Below are 16,905 nucleotides of genomic sequence, written 5' to 3' on the forward strand. Positions count from 1 at the left end.
CACTTTAGCCGATACCCGAATTTCTGAGCAGTTTCGTGACATCACCTTTGATCTTGCTCGGGTTTGCGTCTTTCGGGAACCGCATCATCAGGTTGCCGTTCGGGTCGACCATATAGATGTGATCGGAGACCTGTGTGCCTTCGTCGGCGGGCAGCCATGCGCTCACTTCCTTCGGATCGGCGATCAGCATCTCCGTGTCCTTGTACGCGTTATCGACGACGTCGGGCACCTTGCTGGCATCCGTGCGCAGAAACACGTTGACGATGCGCTCGCGCTCGCCCGCCTGGGTCGCGCGCACCTGGCGCATGAAATACAGCTTCGTCACACAAGGCTTGTCGCATGCGCTGCTGTCGACGGAAATCAGCAGCCAGCGGCCGCGCAAGGACGCGAGCTTCATCGGCTTGCCGTCCTCGGCCGTGACGACGAGCGCGTCGGGGATCGGGCGTTGCGGCTCGATCAGCGTGCCGTAGCTCGTCGCGCTGCCCTTCGGCTTGATCACGTAGTACGTGAAATAAGACCCGATGACGGGCGCCGCGCAGACCAGCGCGATCAGCAGCAGTGTCCAGCGACCGCGCTGCCACGAGCCTTTGCCGTTCGGCTGGCCCGGAACCTTACCCTGCCCGCGTTGCGCGGGTTGCTGTCCGGTTTGCTGCGAACGGGGGTTTTGCGTCGACACTCGTGATCCTCTTTTCATGATGGCGCTTGCATCACGCCTGTAAGCTGCAGCCGAGCGACGCGTGAAGCATCACGCCCGGGGCGCCTGTCCGTTGTTGGCCGCGTCGCCGCCTTCCGGTCCCTTGCTCTCGATCCGATTCGCATTCTTCGCCGCACGCCGGGCCGCATACAGGCCGAAAATCACTGCTGCGGCGGCCATGCCCCACCACTGGGCCATATAGCCGTAGTTGCGTTCGACGCCCGACGTCGGCGCGGGCCAGTCGCGCACGAGCTTGTCGCCGTCGTCGCTGGTCTGCTGGATCACGAACGGCTGCAGCGGCAAGCCCGTTTCCGCCGCGTACGATGCAACATCGAGATTCTGGCGAATCGTCTGATGCGCGGCCGAGCCACCCTCACCGAGTTCGTACGCGCGGGTCGCGTCGGCACGCGCGATGCCTTCGATTTCGATCTCACCGTTCGGCGTGTCGTACGGCGCGATCGCCGTGCGCTCGTTCATGTTGCGCGGCAGCCAGCCGCGATTGACGAGCACAACGCCGCCGTCGCGCAGTTTAAAGGGCATCACGACGTAAAAGCCCGGCTGGTCGTTATACGGGCGATTATCGAGGTACACCACTTGCTGCGGCATAAACTGTCCGAACGCATGCACGCGATGAAACTCGATGTCCTTCAGCGCGACGGGCGCGGCGCCCACGGTCTGCGCGGGCGCGTTCTCGAACTGCGTGATCTGCGCCTGCAACGCTTCCTTCTGATGCGCGCGGTCGCGCTGCCAGAAACCGAGCCGCACCGTCACCGCGACGACGATCAGAATCAGCAGCATCGGTATGAGACGAATCTTCATCGTGCGATTCTGGTCGGAACACGAACCATTGCGTGCGGTGCGATAATGAAATCGTTGCCTTCGCTTTCCTGAATTTCAGTTGGTTCCATGCACATTCTCGTTCCCATCGCGTTCGTTCTGATCATCGGCAGCATGGTGTCCGCGCTGTACTTCATGATGCACGACCGGGGCAGAACGAAGCGTATGGTCTGGTCGCTCGCGACACGTGTCGGCCTGTCGATTACGCTGTTCCTGTTCATCTTGTTCGCGAACTGGATGGGCTGGATTCATTCGACGGGCATTCCGTACGGACGCTGACGGCACACGTCCAGCACGTTCAGCGGTAACAGCACGCAGTCTCGCAGTGCGCCGACCTGACGGTGCCGTCTCAAATTGACGGCGAAGTATGCCACTTAATTTCGCGCCGATCAGGCAATACATCGTTACGCAATCGGCGAAATCCTCACACCATCGAAGCAAAACGCCGCCCTGACGGGGTCGAGGGCGGCGCTGTCCAAGTCTTTTACGATACAGCTCTCACACCAACGCGTTCGACGCTCCGACCGCGCCTGATGCCAACCGCTTTCAGGCTGCCTGCGGTGCCTCGATGCGTCGATATGACGCACGATTTGCGCAGGCTCCGTGGCGTTCGAACGACGCTTACAGCCAGTACACGACGATATACAGACCCAGCCACACGACGTCGACAAAGTGCCAGTACCAGGCCGCGCCTTCGAACGCGAAGTGATGATCAGCCGTGAAATGGCCGCGAATCATACGCACCAGCACAACGGCCAGCATCGTGCCGCCGAGGAACACGTGGAAACCGTGGAAGCCCGTCAGCAGGAAGAACGTCGAGCCGTACACGCCCGATGCGAGCGTCAGGTTCAGTTCGTTGTACGCGTGGAAATACTCGAAGCCTTGCAGGAACAGGAACGAGATGCCCAGCACCAGCGTGGCTGCGAGCCATGCAATCGCTTTCGTGCGGTGATTGTCGCGCAGCGCGTGGTGCGAGACCGTCAGCGTCGCGCCCGACGACAGCAGCAGCGCCGTGTTGATGGTCGGCACGGGCCACGGCGTCATCGACTTGAAGTGCGACACGAGATCAGCCGGTCCGATGTTCGGCCATACCGCCGTGAAATCCGGCCAGATCAGCTTGTAGTCGAGACTGCCAAGCTGATGCATCGCGATCTCGCGTGCATAGAACAGCGCGCCGAAAAACGCGCCGAAGAACATCACTTCCGAAAAGATGAACCAGCTCATGCTCCAGCGGTACGACGCATCGACTTTCTTGCCGTACATCCCGCCTTCCGACTCGGAGATCGCATCGCCGAACCAGTGGTACAGCGTGAAGAGCAGCCAAAGCAGACCGACCAGCGCCGTGATGGGCGCCCACGGCTCGCCGTTCACCCACGCCGCAAACGATCCGAGCATGACCAGCAGGCCAATCGCAGCGCTGATCGGATGCCGCGACGGGTGCGGTATGAAATAGTACGGGCTCTCGTTTTGACCGCTCATCGTTGATTCTCCACTTCAGTCCAGTTGTTCTGCTTGGTCCGGTTGAATCCGCAGCCGACTGCGCTGCGCCCCGGCTCTATCTCCAACGGCGCGCTGCGTTGCGCCGCCCTGCTCCATCCACTTCCGCGAAGACCGCCATGCCGCCTTGCCGCGCTAACCGACCACCACGCGCACGATCAGGATCAACACCCCGATGAAAATCGCCGCGCCGATCAGCGCCGCGATGATCACGTGCAGCGGATTCAACTGCGTGGCATCCGCTTCCAGATCGCGCCGTTTGCGCACACCGAAAAACGACCACATCACCGCTTTCATCGACTGGCCGAAACTGCTCTTCCTGCCGCGACCGCTATCGTTCATATCCTCGCCTTCTTTGGGCAAGCGTCGTGGTACGCGTCAGGCCGGGTTCGTTGCTTTCGCTGCGCCGTCCGCCGCCTGACCTTGCGTGCCGCGCGCCGTGGGTGCAGGCGCGTTCAGTTCGAAGAACGTGTACGACAGCGTGATCGTCTTCACGTCTTTCGGCAATTTCGGATCGACGACGAACACGACGGGCATCCGCTTCGACTCGTTCGCCTTCAACGTCTGCTGCGTAAAGCAAAAACACTCGATCTTCTTGAAGAACTCCGTGGCCTGCTTCGGCGCGTAGCTCGGAATGGCCTGAGCCTGGATCGTGCGCGCCTGCTGGTTGCTCACGTCGTACATCACCGTGGTCACTTCACCCGGGTGCACGTCGATACTGTTCTGCTCCGGCTTGAAACCGAGCGGTCCGCGCGCATTCGCGTCGAACTCGATCGAAATCGTGCGGCTCATGTCGACCTGCGTGTTCTTCGCCTCGCGCGCCGTTGCATCACGCTGCACGAGGTTGTTGATGCCCGTGACCTCGCAGATCGCGCGATACATCGGGATCAACGCAAAGCCGAAGCCGAACATCAACAACGCGACGACGACGAGCTTGAACAGCATCGGACGGTTAAAAGAGCGGTCGGCCCCGGCGGGCGGTTGCGTCGACATCGAACTTCCTCAACAGATCACATGCACAGGTGAGTCCAACTCGTCACGGCAGGTCAGGTCAGGTCACGAAGCAAACCAGACCTGCTTGACGACGGCACCCAGAAAAAAGACGGCGACGACGGCAAGCAGAATCAGACCGAGTCGCAGATTCCCTGCACGAACTTCTTCAGGCGTACGGCTTTTTTGTGGATTCCGGGTCATGCTGACGTTTCTTGATGCTGCGTTGCTGCGTGATGATTCGGTCCCGCTTCGGTCCAGCCGGTCCGCTCCGGCACTGCTTAGCCAGAGCGGACTTCGAAGGCGGCTTATTCGACCGTCGGCGGATTTTCGAACGTGTGGAACGGAGCCGGGCTCGGCACGGTCCACTCGAGGCCCGTTGCGCCATCCCACGGCTTGTCGCCGGCCTGTTCGAGTTCGCCGCCGCCGCGATACGCCGGCAGCGCGACCGCGAACAGGAAGTACACCTGCGCGAGACCGAAGCCGAAGGCGCCAATCGTGATGACCTGGTTCCAGTCGGTGAACTGCGCCGGGTAGTCGGCATAACGACGCGGCATGCCGGCGAGACCGACGAAGTGCATCGGCAGGAACGCGAGGTTGAAGAAGATCAGCGACGACCAGAAGTGGATTTTGCCGCGCGTCTCGTTGTACATCCAGCCCGTCCACTTCGGCGACCAGTAGTACCAGCCGGAGAACAGGCCGAATAGCGAACCCGCCACCAGCACGTAGTGGAAGTGCGCAACCACGAAGTAAGTGCCGTGATACTGGATGTCGAGCGGCGCCATGGCGAGCATCAGGCCCGTCAGACCGCCGAACGTGAACACGAACAGGAAGCCCACCGCGAACAGCATCGGCGTTTCGAAGGTCAGCGAACCGCGCCACATCGTCGCTACCCAGTTGAACACCTTCACGCCCGTCGGCACGGCGATCAGCATCGTCGCGTACATGAAGAACAGCTGGCCCGTGACGGGCATGCCCGTGGCGAACATGTGGTGCGCCCAGACCATGAACGACAGGATCGCGATCGACGCCGTTGCGTACACCATCGAGCTATAGCCGAACAGCGGCTTGCGCGCGAACGCCGGGATCACCTGCGACACGATCCCGAACGCCGGCAAGATCATGATGTACACCTCGGGGTGGCCGAAGAACCAGAAGATGTGCTGATACATCACCGGGTCGCCGCCGCCTGCCGCGTTGAAGAACGACGTGCCGAAGTGGCGGTCGAACAGCACCATCGTGATCGCGCCAGCCAGCACCGGCATCACGGCGATCAGCAGGTAGGCCGTAATCAGCCACGTCCAGACGAACATCGGCATCCTCATCAGCGTGAGGCCGGGTGCGCGCATGTTCAGGATCGTCACGACGATGTTGATGCCGCCCATGATCGACGACGCACCCATGATGTGGACCGCGAAAATCGCGAAGTCCATGCCCGGGCCCATCTGCGTCGACAGCGGCGCGTACAGGGTCCAGCCGGCGGCCGTCGCGCCGCCCGGCACGAAGAACGAGCCGACCAGCAGCACGGCAGCGACGGGCAGCAGCCAGAAGCTGAAGTTGTTCATCCGTGCGAAGGCCATGTCCGATGCGCCGATCTGCAGCGGAATCATCCAGTTCGCGAAGCCGACGAACGCCGGCATGATCGCGCCGAACACCATGATGAGGCCGTGCATGGTGGTCAACTGGTTGAAGAACTCGGGACGCATGATCTGCAGGCCCGGCTCGAACAGCTCGGCGCGGATGCCCAGCGCCATCACCCCCCCGGACAGGAACATGATGAACGAGAACAGCAGGTACAGCGTACCGATGTCCTTGTGGTTGGTGGCGTACAGCCAGCGGCGCCAGCCATGCGGCGTCTCGTGGGCATGATCGCCGTGAACATGCTCGTGCCCCGCGGCTACATCGTGTCCGATGCTAGACATGACAATCTCCTAAATCTCGAATGCTGCTTTTCTCTGACTGTGACACGTCAGGCCGCTGGGCTAATCTCGACACGGCGTGCTTCCTTCGCGTCCGCACCGCCCGTGATCGTCTCCGGCTTCTTCAGAATAATGTGGTCTTCGGCGATGCCTGCTGCCTTCAGCGCGTCGCGCACGGCTTCGGCGCGCGCCTTCGCGAGCTTCGCGTTCTTGTCGGCGGAACCCGTTGCGTCGGTGTAGCCCGACAGCGTGAACTTCGCGTCCGGGTGCGCCTTCGCGTAGGCGGCGGCTGCGTCGATGGCAGCTTTGGCGTCCGCGGGCAGCGTGCTCTTGTTCGTTTCGAAGTAGACGCTGGCGGGCAGCGACGCTTGCGGCGCCGATGCCGCTGCGTTGTCCGATGCGCCTGATGCAGCCGCGGGAGCCGATGCGCCCGCTTCGCCGCTAGCCGCAGCCGCGCCGCTCGCGCCTTCCGCGCCGCTCGCCGCGACGGCGTCCGACGCGGCAGCCGCCGCCGCGCCCGCCAGGTGATCGCCACCCGCCGGCAGACGGCCGTTGCGTGCATCGGCGATCTGCTTCGGTTGCAGGATGTCGCCCGTGTGGTTGCCCCACGCGTTGCGCTCGAAGGTGATGACGGATGCGATCTCGACGTCGTTCAACGTCGGCGCCCACGCCGGCATCGCGTTCTTGCCCTTCAGGACGACGCTCACATGCTCGGCGAGCGGGCCGTTTGCGACCTTGCTGCCGTCGAGCGCCGGGAACGCGCCCGCGCCCTTGCCCGTCGGCTGGTGACAGACGGCGCAGTTCGCCGCGTACACCTTGCCGCCGCGCTCCGTCAGCTCGGCGAGCGTGTAGTTCTTGTTCGGATCGTCCAGACCGGCGGCCATTTTCTTCTTCTGGTCGTCGACCCACTTCGCGTAGTCGTCGTCCGACAGCACGGTCACGACGACGGGCATGAACGCGTGTTCCTTGCCGCACAGCTCGGTACAGAAGCCGCGAAAGGTGCCAATCTTCTCCGCCTTGAACCAAGTGTCGCGCACGAAGCCGGGGATCGCATCCTGCTTCACGCCGAACGCGGGCACGTACCACGAGTGCACGACATCGTTGGCGGTGGTGATGATGCGAATCTTCTTGTTGACGGGAACGACGAGCGGATTGTCGACTTCCTGCAGATAGGTATCCGTTTTCGGCGCGCGGCCGTCGACCTGGCTACGCGGTGTGGTCAGCGTGGACAGGAAGCTGATGCCTTCGCCCGGGCCCTTCACGTAGTCGTAGGCCCACTTCCACTGATAGCCGGTGACCTTGACGGTGACATCGGCATTCGTGGTGTCCTTCATCGCGACGACCGTCTTGGTGGCGGGCAGCGCCATCAGCACGACGATGATGAACGGGACGATCGTCCAGATGATTTCGACGGTGGTGCTTTCGTGGAAATGCGCGGCTTTGTAGCCCTTCGACTTGCGGTGCGCAAACATCGAATAGAACATCACGCCAAACACGCCGATGAAGATCACCGTGCAGAGGATCAGCATGAATGTGTGGAGGCTGTAGAGCTCTTCGGCAATCCTCGTCACGGGCGGCTGGAGATTGATCTCGTTGACGCGGGGGCCGCCCGGACTGTCGCCGATTGCATGGGCAGCGCCGGCGAAGAGCAGCCCGCTACACGCCAGCACGCCCACGAGGGCTCGCTTGATTGTTTTCATAGCTTCCTTACCCAAAATTTCCATTCAAACCCTCGACCCCGCTGGAAGGCTGCCTCTCGTCTTCTGGAACGGCGCGCGATTCAATACGCAACTTTTTACGCCTGACACTGCCTGAGCCACAGGCGCAGTTCGTCGGCGAATTGTGCGCGCCGATATTGCGCAAGGTGCTGCCCGACCGCGACCGTCTCGCCACGCGAAACCAGTCTGATCCGGTCGCGCGGCGTCGCTCCTGGTTCTACCCGCACCCAGCACGGGTTGAATTCGAACTGCGTGAGATGCTCGGCGCTGACCTGTTCGATCACGAGCCGGTTTGGAAACAGCCGGATGCGCTCGTAATCGACAGCATGGCGTGCATAGATGGCAAATGCGACACCGACAGCCAGCAGCTCGATACCCGTGAACGGCAACACCAGCCATGCACCGCACAGGACCAGCAGGAATGCTATTAAGAGCGAGAATGCCGCGAGCGACACATAGAAGAACACGAATTGCCGCGGCGAAGCCGAACAGTTGCGCTTCATCAACCAGTCCTTGAGGACGGGTTCTGACTCAGCCAGCAGATCGGTTGCATTCATCGCTGCCTCCCGCGAACCGCCAGTCACCGCATACCGCCAATGCCATCCACGCCCAGCGCAACTACGCTACCCGAACCGCGAAGGCCTCGGGCCTGTCGCTCCTATTGTGTGAGCTTTAAGCGACAAACTGACGCATTATAGGGCCGATCCAGGGCATCCACAAGCAACGCTCTATCGGCCGAAAAGCCAAGCCACACAAGCCTCTGCGCCGTTTTGACGCACTTTTCGGGCCGCTAATTTCGAGCATAACGGATGCCCTCTTTACCGCGTCAACGATTGCCCTGCCGCCCTCTTCCGATATCTTCTATTCGCACGATTCCGTGCCCTTCGGGGGTCATTCTCGGCACCGCCTTCCAAGCATGTCCGTAGATCACCTCGAAGGTCAGAGGGATCGTGCCATCGGCGCGCCGACGCGCCTCCAGCGCGGCCAGCAGCGCTTTTTGCATGCGCCTCGAAGCGACACCCGGCGACGCCTCGCGCCGGAACGGATAGGCGCCCCAGCGACGCACGTCGGCAAGCAGCGACTCCGGCGACTTGTACGTGATGGTCAAGGTCTCCTGGTCCATCACGGGAATTTCGAAGCCACTTTCGACAAGCATATCGCCCAGATCGTGCATGTCTACGAAGTCGATTACATGTTTGTGCGTATTGACGCCGTGCGCCGCTTCGATTTCGGCATACGCGCCGCGCAGTTCTTTCAGCGTGTCAGGCCCGAGCGTGCTGAACATCAGTAGGCCGTTGACCTTCAGCACGCGCTGCCATTCGGGGAAAACGAGGTCGGGCCGCGAGTGCCAGTGCAGCGCGAGATTCGACCAGATGAACTCGAATGCACCCGCTGCAAAAGGCAACGCGGAAAAATCCGCCTGAGCAAAGCGCGGACCGCGCGAGCCGAGCGCCTTACCGAGCGATGCGGGCAAAAAACGGCGCCAACTGGTGTCGGTAGCGTCGTGCTGGACCGCGCGCGCGAGCATCGCGCGTGAAAGGTCGGTGCCGAACACGGGCGCCTCGGGGAAGCGCTCACGCAACGCAGGGAGGTCGTCGCCCGCGCCGCACCCGGCGTCGAGCACCTGCGCCGGATTGACCTTGATGTAGTCGAGCCGTTCGCGCATGCGTTGTGCGATCTCGCGCGGCAGGAACGCGACATCATTGAACGTCGCGGCCCGGCGGTCGAAAATCTTCCGGAGACGGCGCGAATCATAGGCCGGACGGCCAGTTTCGGTGGGAGACACGGTTATTCGAGTCGTGCGGACGAAGAGTGCGAAGTATACTCGCTCGATTCCGTCCCTTCAGCGTCAGCGGCCTTCGGAGGCGTGTCGATATGCCGAATTGGGCTTTCCGGTGGTCTCGCGCAACACTTTCCGGGCGACCGCTTCACGAACGGTTCATCGAGGTCGCGCAACGATCCATCTCGAAACTTCCGGCGCTCGCGCGTTGCGCGTTGCCGAACCCGTGTGCGTTGTGCGGCAATATGTCGCATCGAGCGCTGTGCAGCTTTTGCGACGAGGCGTGGTGGAACGAAGCGCGGCTGCGCTGCACCGTCTGCGCGATGCCGTTGAGCGGCTTCCGGCGGGCAAGCGTCATGCATTACCGCTGCGGCGACTGTCTCGCCGTGCCGCCCGCGTTCGACGCGACCGTGGCGCTTGCCGACTATCGCGCGCCGCTGGACGCGCTAGCCGTCGGCCTCAAGTTCCGCGCGCGGCTTGCGCTCGCGCATGAGTTCGCGCGGCGGCTCGCGTGGTCTGCAACGGATGCGCTCGACGAACGCGATCGCCCGGATGTCGTCGCGCCCGTGCCGCTATCGGCGCGGCGGCTGGTCGAGCGCGGCTACAACCAGGCATGGGAAATCGCGCGGCCCTGCGCGAAAGCGCTCGGCATTCGCGGCGACGCGACGCTCGTGCGGCGCGTGATCGACACGGCGCCGCAATCGAAGCTCGATCTCGATGCGCGCAGGCAGAATGTCGGCCGCGCGTTCGAAGTGGCAACGCGGGTGCAGGGTTTGCATGTCGCCGTCGTCGACGATGTGATGACGACGGGCGCGACACTCGATGCACTGGCTCGCACGCTGAAGGCAGCCGGCGCGCGGCGCGTGACGAATCTCGTCGCGCTTCGCACGCCGAAAAACTAGTTTCCGACTCACCTTGATATGTTCAACGTCGTTCTCGTCGAACCTGAAATTCCGCCGAACACCGGCAACGTGATCCGCCTGTGCGCCAACACGGGCGCGCGCCTGCATCTGATCGAGCCGCTCGGCTTTCCGCTCGACGACGCCAGAATGCGCCGCGCCGGCCTCGATTATCACGAGTACGCGCAGATGCGCGTGCACCCCAACTGGGACGCGCTGATCGACACCGAAGCGCCCGATTTCTCGCGCATGTTCGCGTTCACGACGCGCGGCTCCAGCCCGTTCCATTCGCACGCGTTCCGGCCCGGCGACTGGTTCGTGTTCGGCGCGGAAACGCGCGGCTTGCCGGACGCCGTGCTGAGCCGCTTCCCGGATACGCAGCGCGTGCGCCTGCCGATGCGTCCCGACAATCGCAGCCTGAACCTGTCGAACACGGTCGCCGTAGTCGTGTTCGAGGCATGGCGTCAGGCGGGCTTTGAAGGCGGAGCCTGAAGGCGTCGTTCGAGTTCGGACTTGTAGCGCGTGTGCATCGCTTCGTCGAAGCAGGCGAAGATCACGTGCTCGACCGTAGGCGTTTCCGGCAATGTGTCGATTACCGTTTGAACGGCGATACGCACCGCTTCGTCGGCGGGAAAACGGTAGACGCCGCAACTGATCGCAGGAAACGCGATGCCCTTCGCTTTGGCATCGCGCGCCAGCTCCAGCGAGCGCCTGTAGCACGCAGCCAGCAATTTCGCCTCGCCCCGCTCGCCGCCGTGCCACACGGGACCGACGGCATGAATCACATGACGCGCCTTCAGCCGATGGCCGCCCGTGATCTTCGCGTCGCCCGTCACGCAGCCGCCCAGCGTTTCGCATTCGCGCAGCAGGTCCGGGCCGGCCGCGCGATGAATCGCGCCGTCCACACCACCGCCGCCCAGCAATGATGTATTCGCCGCGTTGACGATCGCGTCGACGTCGAGCGTCGTGATGTCGACGACCCGCGCCTCGAGCGAGCAATGGCCAATGGTAAGCATGGGAAAACCTCCAGATTCGATGCAGCAACGATAGGAGGTGGACAGCAAAAGAAACGAGCCGTTCGGCGTTGGCCATTACCGGCTGTGTAAAAGACCTTCAGGCAATTTGCTGAAATGGATTGCGGGCCGCGAGGCCCGCTTTGGACAACGGCTTTTATTCAGCCTTCGCGTCGCGGCGCAGCAGCGCGCTGACGGCATCGCGTGGCGCGACGCCATTGAACAGCACGTCGCAGACGGCTTCGGTGATCGGCATTTCGATTCCGTGCGACTGCGCGATCGACAGCACGCCGCGTGCGCAGCGCACGCCCTCGGCTACATGCCCGAGCGCGTTGAGGATATCGTCGAGCGACCGGCCGCTTGCGAGCTGCATGCCGACCGTGCGGTTGCGCGACAGATCGCCCGTCGCGGTCAGGATCAGATCGCCCAGACCCGTGAGGCCCGTGAACGTTTCCGCCCGGCCGCCCAGCGCCGCGCCGAGGCGCGACATCTCGGCAAGACCACGCGTGATCAGCGCCGCACGCGCATTCAGCCCGAGACCGAGGCCATCGGCGATGCCCGTCGCGATAGCCAGCACGTTCTTCACCGCGCCACCCACTTCAACGCCGACCACGTCGTCGCCGCTATAGATACGCATTGCACCGTGATGGAACGCCGCGACAGTCCGCTCGCGGCATGCCGCCGACGCACTCGCCACGGTCAACGCGACGGGCAGCCCCTGCCCCACTTCGCGCGCGAAACTCGGGCCCGACAACGTGCCGTTGCTCGCGTGCCCGCCCAACTCCTGCGCGACGACCTGATTCGGCAGCAGTTGCGTGTCAGCCTCGAAACCCTTGCACAGCCGCACGATGTGCGCCGGCACCTTGCCCATGTCGCGCATCGTGCGCAGCATCGCGCGCAAGCCCGCGACGGGCGTCGCGATCACGCACAGCCCGTCGTCGGCGAGTGCGTGATCTAGCGCGAGATCGAGATTCGCTTCGAAGCGAAGGGCGGACGGCAACGCAACGCCCGCCAGATAGCGGGCGTTTTCATGCGAAGTGGAAAGTTCGGCGATGAGCGCGGCGTCGCGCGCCCAGAGCACCGTGTCGTGCCGCGCGGCCAGATGGCCGGCGAGTGCGGTGCCCCATGCACCGGCGCCGAAAACGGCGACCTTCATACCCGGCACCGGCTGCGCGCGTCAGTGATGCGCAGCGCTGCCCGCGCCGGTTTCCTGCGTGGCGATCTGCGCGAGGCGTTGCTCGTACAGTGCCTGGAAGTTGATTTCGGCGAGGTGGATGGGCGGGAAGCCTGCGCGGGTGATCGCGTCGGCGATGTTCGAACGCAGATACGGGAACAGGATGGTCGGGCACGCAATGCCGACGAGCGGATCGATCTGCTCAGCCGGGATGTTGCGGATGTCGAAAATGCCTGCCTGCTTGGCTTCGATCAGGAACGCGACCTTGTCGCTGACCTTGGCCGTCACGGTGCCCGTGACGAGAATTTCGAACACGGTGTCCGCGAGGCGCTCAGCCTTCACGTCGACTTCGACTTCAACCGACGGCATTTCCTGCTCGAGGAAAATAGCCGGCGAATTCGGCTGCTCGAGCGACATGTCCTTCAGGTAAATGCGCTGGATATTGAAGAACGGCTGGTTGTTCTCGTCGGACATGAGTCTCTACTCCCTAAATTTCGTTGCGGCGGACGAATGCCGCCAGATCTCTTTACAAAGCGGGCCACCCCGAAAGGCGGCATCCAGCCGGCCGGTGCGAACCCGGCCTTGTTTTTTCGCTGCCGCACGCCGCCGCCGGCACAACCGGCGCGACGCGAAGGTAAAGCCTCAGCTGAAACTCAGACGACGGCTGCCAGCAGCGGCGTCAGACCGCCCGCGCGATCGAGCGCGGACAGATCGTCATAGCCGCCGACGTGCGTGTCGCCGATGTACACCTGCGGCACCGTACGGCGGCCCGTACGCGTCATCATTTCCTGACGGCGCGCCGGATCCTTGTCGATCAGCACCTTTTCGACATGATCGACGCCGCGCGACTTTAGTAGACGTTCGGCCATCTGGCAATACGGGCACACCTGCGTGCTGTACATGATCACTTTGTTCACTTCGCAACTCCTTGTTTGACGACGGGCATGCCCGCCTGCTGCCAGGCGTTGACGCCGCCTTCCAGCACGTGCACTTCCGCATAGCCTGCGTCGCGCACAATACGTGCCGCCTTGTTCGACTGCTGTCCGTTCTGGCAGACGAGCAGCACCGGGTTGCTCTTATTTTTCACGAGTTGGGCGACTTTCGCTTGCAACTCGCCAAATTCGACGTGCCGCGCCGACGGCAGGTGCCCGCCGGCGTATTCCGCCGCGGAGCGCAGGTCGACGACCACGGCGTTGCGCCGATTGATCAGTTGGGTGGCGGCAGCCGCCGACAGGCCGCCGCGTCCGCGCCGGGAAATCGACGGCCAGAGGAGCAACGCCCCAGAGATGAGGGCGACAGCGATCAGTACAAGATTGGTGTAGTCGGTGAAAAACTTCACGGAAGATCCGCCGGAAAAAGAGAAGAAATCGGGATAAATCGGAAAGGGCAATCCGACCATTATAAAATAACCGTCTGACGCGATGGCGACCGCCAGCAGCAGGCTGCGGTGCCACCCCGATTCCCGCTTCCTCACTACCGACCGGCACGACATGTACAAACTCGTTCTCATCCGCCACGGCGAATCGACGTGGAACAAGGAAAACCGCTTCACGGGATGGGTCGACGTCGACCTGACCGAACAGGGCAACCTCGAAGCGCAGCAGGCAGGCACGCTGCTCAAGGACTCGGGCTATACGTTCGACATCGCCTACACCTCGGTGCTCAAGCGCGCGATCCGCACGCTGTGGCACGTGCAGGACAAGATGGACCTGATGTACCTGCCCGTCGTGCACTCGTGGCGCCTCAACGAGCGCCACTACGGCGCGCTGTCTGGCCTGAACAAGGCCGAGACGGCCGCGAAGTTCGGCGACGAGCAGGTGCTGGTCTGGCGCCGCAGCTACGACACGCCGCCGCCCGCGCTGGAGGCGACCGATTCGCGCACGTCGTACGACGACCCGCGCTACGCGAAGGTGCCGCGCGAGCAGCTGCCGCTCACGGAATGCCTGAAGGACACCGTCGCCCGCGTCATGCCCATCTGGAACGAATCGATCGCGCCCGCGATCAAGTCGGGCCGCAAGGTGCTGATCGCCGCGCACGGCAATTCGATCCGCGCGCTGGTCAAGTATCTGGACAACATCTCCGACAACGAGATCGTCGGGCTGAACATCCCGAACGGCGTGCCCCTCGTCTATGAACTGGACGAAGACCTGAAGCCGATCAAGCACTACTACCTCGGCGATCAGGAAGCGATCGCGAAGGCGCAGGCCGCTGTCGCGAAGCAGGGTAAGGCAGGCTGATCACGGCCAGTCCAATGATCGTGACCCGCCGCCATGCCGCTGCGGGTCACAGCACGCGCGCTTCGCGCGTGCCGTGCGCTTGCCTGACAGCATTGCCATGTACCCGCCATGCTGGCGCCATCATGCGTCGTCGCGAGATGGCCGGACGTTGCGCTACGATCCACACACGCAAGCAATCCATACCGATGCACACGCAACGGTATCGGCAGTTCAGCCCATACGTGGCGGCACTTTTGGCGTTGCGGGCGTCCGCCAGCGCACAGTCGCTGTGCAGGACGGCAGCGATCCTTAGAACCTCGCAGCGCGACCGCTGTCGAAACCCGATCACCCATACGTACAGGCCGTGCAAGCGTCAAGTTATACTTGTCCGTCCTTTTTCCTTTGACGCTGCCACGCGCTTCCGACCGCAACACACTCTATGCGAAAGAACCTGAAAAATATCGGCCTTATCGCCGCGGGCCTGGCTACCGGCGTTTTTGCAACCCTGCAACTCAGCGCCTCGGCCCAGCAACCCGCATCGGCGACCGCGCCCTTGCCGCTTGACCAGTTGCGACTCTTCGCCGAAGTCTTCGGGCAAATCAAGCATGAGTATGTGGAGCCCGTCGACGACAAGAAGCTGCTGACGGCCGCGATCAAGGGCATGGTGTCGAGCCTCGACCCGCACTCGTCCTATCTCGACAAGACCGACTACGAAGAGCTGCAAGAGCAGACCAAGGGTCGCTTCGCGGGCCTCGGCATCGAAATTTCGCAGGAAGACGGCCTCATCAAGGTCATCTCGCCGATCGAAGACACGCCCGCGTTCCGCGCCGGCATCCGTCCGGGCGACCTGATCACCCGCATCAATGACAAGCCCGTGCGCGGCATGACGCTGGACAAGGCCGTCAAGCAGATGCGCGGCGACCCGGGCACGAAGGTCACGCTGACGATCTTCCGCAAGACCGACGACCGCACGTTCCCGCTCACCGTCACGCGCGCGATCATCAAGGTCCAGAGCGTGAAGTCGAAGATCCTCGCGCCGGGCTACGCCTATGTCCGCATCACGAGCTTCCAGGAACGCACTGTGCCCGACCTCGCAGCCAAGCTGCAGGACATCGCGCGCCAGCAGCCGAACCTGAAGGGCCTGATCCTCGACCTGCGCAACAACGGCGGCGGCCTGCTGCAAAGCGCCGTCGGCGTCGCGGGCGCGTTCCTGCCGCCGGATTCCGTCGTCGTGTCGACGAACGGCCAGATTCCGGACTCGAAGCAGGTCTATCGCGACACCTACGACAACTATCGTCTGCCGTCCTTCGACACCGATCCGCTGAAGAACCTGCCGCCCATCTTCAAGACCGTGCCGATGATCGTCCTGACCAACGCGTACTCGGCGTCGGCGTCGGAAATCGTCGCGGGCGCGCTGCAGGATCAGCATCGCGCGCTGATCGTCGGCAAGACGACGTTCGGCAAGGGCTCGGTGCAGACCGTGCGTCCGATGACAGCGGATTCGGCGCTGCGCCTCACCACCGCCTACTACTACACGCCGAGCGGCCGTTCGATCCAGAACAAGGGCATCCGCCCCGACGTCGCAGTGGATCAATACGCGGACGGCGATCCGGACGACGCACTCGTCACGCGCGAAGTCGACTACTCGAATCACCTTGCGAACACGCAAGACCCGAACGAGAAGAAGGAACAGGAACAGCGCGAACAGGAGCGCATGGACCAGTTGCGCCTGCTCGAAGAGCAGAACGACAAGAAGACGCCGGAGCAGAAGCAGAAGGATCGCGACCGCAAGCCGGTCGAATTCGGTTCCAACGACGACTTCATGCTGCAACAAGGTCTGAACAAGCTCGAAGGCAAGCCGGTGCAGGAATCGAAGTCGCTGATGGAGCGGCGTCTCGCGCAGAACAAGCCGGCTCAATCGGCTTCGGCACCTGTCGCTGTGAAGCCCGCGCTGCCTGCTACGCCGACGGCGTCGAACCCGGCGGCGCCCGCTTCGGCGACCCAGCCCGCTTCGCAACCGGCAGTTCCGGCCAAGTAAGCGTCTGAGCTGTCCCAGTGTCTTCGCGGTCAACAGCGCCGCGAAGACACTTTCCTCCGCGCGATTAGAATAACGAGAACCTCGCGCCGTCTCTCTTCACAGCCAGCGCGACACCTACGACACACGCCGC

General features: G+C 63.1%; 20 protein-coding genes. 5 read left to right on the forward strand and 15 right to left on the reverse strand.

The features are described from left to right. Positions 1-4: 4 nt before the first annotated feature. Both SB822_RS08595 and SB822_RS08600 read right to left on the reverse strand, forming a co-directional pair. The gene (locus SB822_RS08595) at positions 5-676 is read right to left on the reverse strand and encodes an SCO family protein (RefSeq protein ID WP_079484182.1); all 672 of its coding nucleotides are present in this window, start codon (positions 674-676) and stop codon (positions 5-7) included. A 69-nt stretch (positions 677-745) separates the two neighbouring features. Beyond that, complete coding sequence (locus SB822_RS08600; RefSeq protein ID WP_410854468.1) at positions 746-1,513, reverse strand: SURF1 family protein; 768 nt, start codon at positions 1,511-1,513, stop codon at positions 746-748. Between the two features lie 87 nt (positions 1,514-1,600). Between SB822_RS08600 and SB822_RS08605 the strand changes: the two genes are divergently transcribed. Further along, positions 1,601-1,810 carry a twin transmembrane helix small protein gene (locus SB822_RS08605; protein ID WP_007579652.1) on the forward strand — a complete coding sequence of 70 codons (210 nt, stop codon included), beginning with the start codon at positions 1,601-1,603 and terminating at the stop codon, positions 1,808-1,810. A gap of 342 nt (positions 1,811-2,152) precedes the next feature. On the opposite strand, the gene SB822_RS08610 is transcribed toward SB822_RS08605, so the two are convergent. The 8 genes from SB822_RS08610 to SB822_RS08645 all read right to left on the reverse strand — a co-directional run bounded on the left by SB822_RS08610 (position 2,153) and on the right by SB822_RS08645 (position 9,441). Then, positions 2,153-3,010 (reverse strand): cytochrome c oxidase subunit 3, encoded by an 858-nt coding sequence (locus SB822_RS08610; RefSeq protein WP_007579650.1) that lies wholly within the window; start codon positions 3,008-3,010, stop codon positions 2,153-2,155. A 153-nt stretch (positions 3,011-3,163) separates the two neighbouring features. Further along, complete coding sequence (locus SB822_RS08615; protein WP_007579648.1) at positions 3,164-3,370, reverse strand: DUF2970 domain-containing protein; 207 nt, start codon at positions 3,368-3,370, stop codon at positions 3,164-3,166. A 36-nt stretch (positions 3,371-3,406) separates the two neighbouring features. Then, entirely contained in the window at positions 3,407-4,021 is a 615-nt protein-coding gene (locus SB822_RS08620) for a cytochrome c oxidase assembly protein (RefSeq protein ID WP_410854469.1), read from the reverse strand. 63 nt (positions 4,022-4,084) lie between these two features. Next, positions 4,085-4,222 carry a cytochrome oxidase small assembly protein gene (locus SB822_RS08625; protein ID WP_167306949.1) on the reverse strand — a complete coding sequence of 46 codons (138 nt, stop codon included), beginning with the start codon at positions 4,220-4,222 and terminating at the stop codon, positions 4,085-4,087. A 104-nt stretch (positions 4,223-4,326) separates the two neighbouring features. Further along, positions 4,327-5,940, reverse strand: a complete 1,614-nt coding sequence (gene ctaD / locus SB822_RS08630) for a cytochrome c oxidase subunit I (protein ID WP_410854470.1) — start codon at positions 5,938-5,940, stop codon at positions 4,327-4,329. Positions 5,941-5,987: 47 nt separating this feature from the next. Continuing rightward, complete coding sequence (coxB, locus tag SB822_RS08635) at positions 5,988-7,661, reverse strand: cytochrome c oxidase subunit II (protein WP_024162998.1); 1,674 nt, start codon at positions 7,659-7,661, stop codon at positions 5,988-5,990. A 71-nt stretch (positions 7,662-7,732) separates the two neighbouring features. Further along, positions 7,733-8,212, reverse strand: coding sequence for a DUF2244 domain-containing protein (locus SB822_RS08640; protein ID WP_035986818.1), 480 nt, complete (start codon positions 8,210-8,212; stop codon positions 7,733-7,735). Between the two features lie 269 nt (positions 8,213-8,481). After that, entirely contained in the window at positions 8,482-9,441 is a 960-nt protein-coding gene (locus SB822_RS08645; RefSeq protein ID WP_079484174.1) for a methyltransferase domain-containing protein, read from the reverse strand. An 89-nt stretch (positions 9,442-9,530) separates the two neighbouring features. Here SB822_RS08645 and SB822_RS08650 point away from each other — a divergent pair, with 89 nt between their 5' ends. Both SB822_RS08650 and trmL read left to right on the forward strand, forming a co-directional pair. Next, the gene (locus SB822_RS08650; protein ID WP_410854471.1) at positions 9,531-10,337 is read left to right on the forward strand and encodes a ComF family protein; all 807 of its coding nucleotides are present in this window, start codon (positions 9,531-9,533) and stop codon (positions 10,335-10,337) included. 18 nt (positions 10,338-10,355) lie between these two features. Further along, positions 10,356-10,826 carry a tRNA (uridine(34)/cytosine(34)/5-carboxymethylaminomethyluridine(34)-2'-O)-methyltransferase TrmL gene (gene trmL, locus SB822_RS08655; RefSeq protein ID WP_410854472.1) on the forward strand — a complete coding sequence of 157 codons (471 nt, stop codon included), beginning with the start codon at positions 10,356-10,358 and terminating at the stop codon, positions 10,824-10,826. Here the strand turns inward: trmL and SB822_RS08660 are convergent. The 5 genes from SB822_RS08660 to SB822_RS08680 all read right to left on the reverse strand — a co-directional run bounded on the left by SB822_RS08660 (position 10,799) and on the right by SB822_RS08680 (position 13,860). Further along, on the reverse strand, positions 10,799-11,350 hold the full coding sequence (locus tag SB822_RS08660; RefSeq protein ID WP_410854473.1) for an O-acetyl-ADP-ribose deacetylase: 552 nt from the start codon (positions 11,348-11,350) through the stop codon (positions 10,799-10,801). The genes trmL and SB822_RS08660 overlap by 28 nt on opposite strands. A 154-nt stretch (positions 11,351-11,504) precedes the next feature. Next, positions 11,505-12,503 (reverse strand): NAD(P)H-dependent glycerol-3-phosphate dehydrogenase, encoded by a 999-nt coding sequence (locus SB822_RS08665; RefSeq protein ID WP_410854474.1) that lies wholly within the window; start codon positions 12,501-12,503, stop codon positions 11,505-11,507. Between the two features lie 21 nt (positions 12,504-12,524). Next, complete coding sequence (secB, locus tag SB822_RS08670) at positions 12,525-12,995, reverse strand: protein-export chaperone SecB (protein ID WP_007577679.1); 471 nt, start codon at positions 12,993-12,995, stop codon at positions 12,525-12,527. A gap of 179 nt (positions 12,996-13,174) precedes the next feature. Continuing rightward, positions 13,175-13,438 carry a glutaredoxin 3 gene (grxC, locus tag SB822_RS08675; protein ID WP_007577681.1) on the reverse strand — a complete coding sequence of 88 codons (264 nt, stop codon included), beginning with the start codon at positions 13,436-13,438 and terminating at the stop codon, positions 13,175-13,177. Next, entirely contained in the window at positions 13,435-13,860 is a 426-nt protein-coding gene (locus SB822_RS08680; RefSeq protein ID WP_007577684.1) for a rhodanese-like domain-containing protein, read from the reverse strand. Before SB822_RS08680 ends, grxC begins: the two co-directional genes overlap by 4 nt. Positions 13,861-14,011: 151 nt before the next feature. Between SB822_RS08680 and gpmA the strand changes: the two genes are divergently transcribed. Both gpmA and SB822_RS08690 read left to right on the forward strand, forming a co-directional pair. Further along, on the forward strand, positions 14,012-14,758 hold the full coding sequence (gpmA, locus tag SB822_RS08685) for a 2,3-diphosphoglycerate-dependent phosphoglycerate mutase (RefSeq protein WP_086914671.1): 747 nt from the start codon (positions 14,012-14,014) through the stop codon (positions 14,756-14,758). Positions 14,759-15,176: 418 nt separating this feature from the next. Further along, positions 15,177-16,775 (forward strand): S41 family peptidase, encoded by a 1,599-nt coding sequence (locus SB822_RS08690; RefSeq protein WP_007577686.1) that lies wholly within the window; start codon positions 15,177-15,179, stop codon positions 16,773-16,775. Positions 16,776-16,905 lie beyond the last annotated feature (130 nt).

It is taken from the genome of Paraburkholderia sp. SIMBA_054 (genome assembly GCF_046534875.1).
GTDB lineage: Bacteria > Pseudomonadota > Gammaproteobacteria > Burkholderiales > Burkholderiaceae > Paraburkholderia > Paraburkholderia hospita.

Excerpts from the sequence above, each read along its gene's own strand:
- SB822_RS08600 (WP_410854468.1), bottom strand. The coding sequence starts at position 1,513 with ATGAAGATTCGTCTCATACCGATGCTGCTGATTCTGATCGTCGTCGCG.
- SB822_RS08605 (WP_007579652.1), top strand. The coding sequence starts at position 1,601 with ATGCACATTCTCGTTCCCATCGCGTTCGTTCTGATCATCGGCAGCATG.
- SB822_RS08610 (WP_007579650.1), bottom strand. The coding sequence starts at position 3,010 with ATGAGCGGTCAAAACGAGAGCCCGTACTATTTCATACCGCACCCGTCG.
- SB822_RS08615 (WP_007579648.1), bottom strand. The coding sequence starts at position 3,370 with ATGAACGATAGCGGTCGCGGCAGGAAGAGCAGTTTCGGCCAGTCGATG.
- SB822_RS08620 (WP_410854469.1), bottom strand. The coding sequence starts at position 4,021 with ATGTCGACGCAACCGCCCGCCGGGGCCGACCGCTCTTTTAACCGTCCG.
- SB822_RS08625 (WP_167306949.1), bottom strand. The coding sequence starts at position 4,222 with ATGACCCGGAATCCACAAAAAAGCCGTACGCCTGAAGAAGTTCGTGCA.
- ctaD (WP_410854470.1), bottom strand. The coding sequence starts at position 5,940 with ATGTCTAGCATCGGACACGATGTAGCCGCGGGGCACGAGCATGTTCAC.
- coxB (WP_024162998.1), bottom strand. The coding sequence starts at position 7,661 with ATGGAAATTTTGGGTAAGGAAGCTATGAAAACAATCAAGCGAGCCCTC.
- SB822_RS08640 (WP_035986818.1), bottom strand. The coding sequence starts at position 8,212 with ATGAATGCAACCGATCTGCTGGCTGAGTCAGAACCCGTCCTCAAGGAC.
- SB822_RS08650 (WP_410854471.1), top strand. The coding sequence starts at position 9,531 with ATGCCGAATTGGGCTTTCCGGTGGTCTCGCGCAACACTTTCCGGGCGA.
- trmL (WP_410854472.1), top strand. The coding sequence starts at position 10,356 with ATGTTCAACGTCGTTCTCGTCGAACCTGAAATTCCGCCGAACACCGGC.
- SB822_RS08660 (WP_410854473.1), bottom strand. The coding sequence starts at position 11,350 with ATGCTTACCATTGGCCATTGCTCGCTCGAGGCGCGGGTCGTCGACATC.
- SB822_RS08665 (WP_410854474.1), bottom strand. The coding sequence starts at position 12,503 with ATGAAGGTCGCCGTTTTCGGCGCCGGTGCATGGGGCACCGCACTCGCC.
- secB (WP_007577679.1), bottom strand. The coding sequence starts at position 12,995 with ATGTCCGACGAGAACAACCAGCCGTTCTTCAATATCCAGCGCATTTAC.
- gpmA (WP_086914671.1), top strand. The coding sequence starts at position 14,012 with ATGTACAAACTCGTTCTCATCCGCCACGGCGAATCGACGTGGAACAAG.
- SB822_RS08690 (WP_007577686.1), top strand. The coding sequence starts at position 15,177 with ATGCGAAAGAACCTGAAAAATATCGGCCTTATCGCCGCGGGCCTGGCT.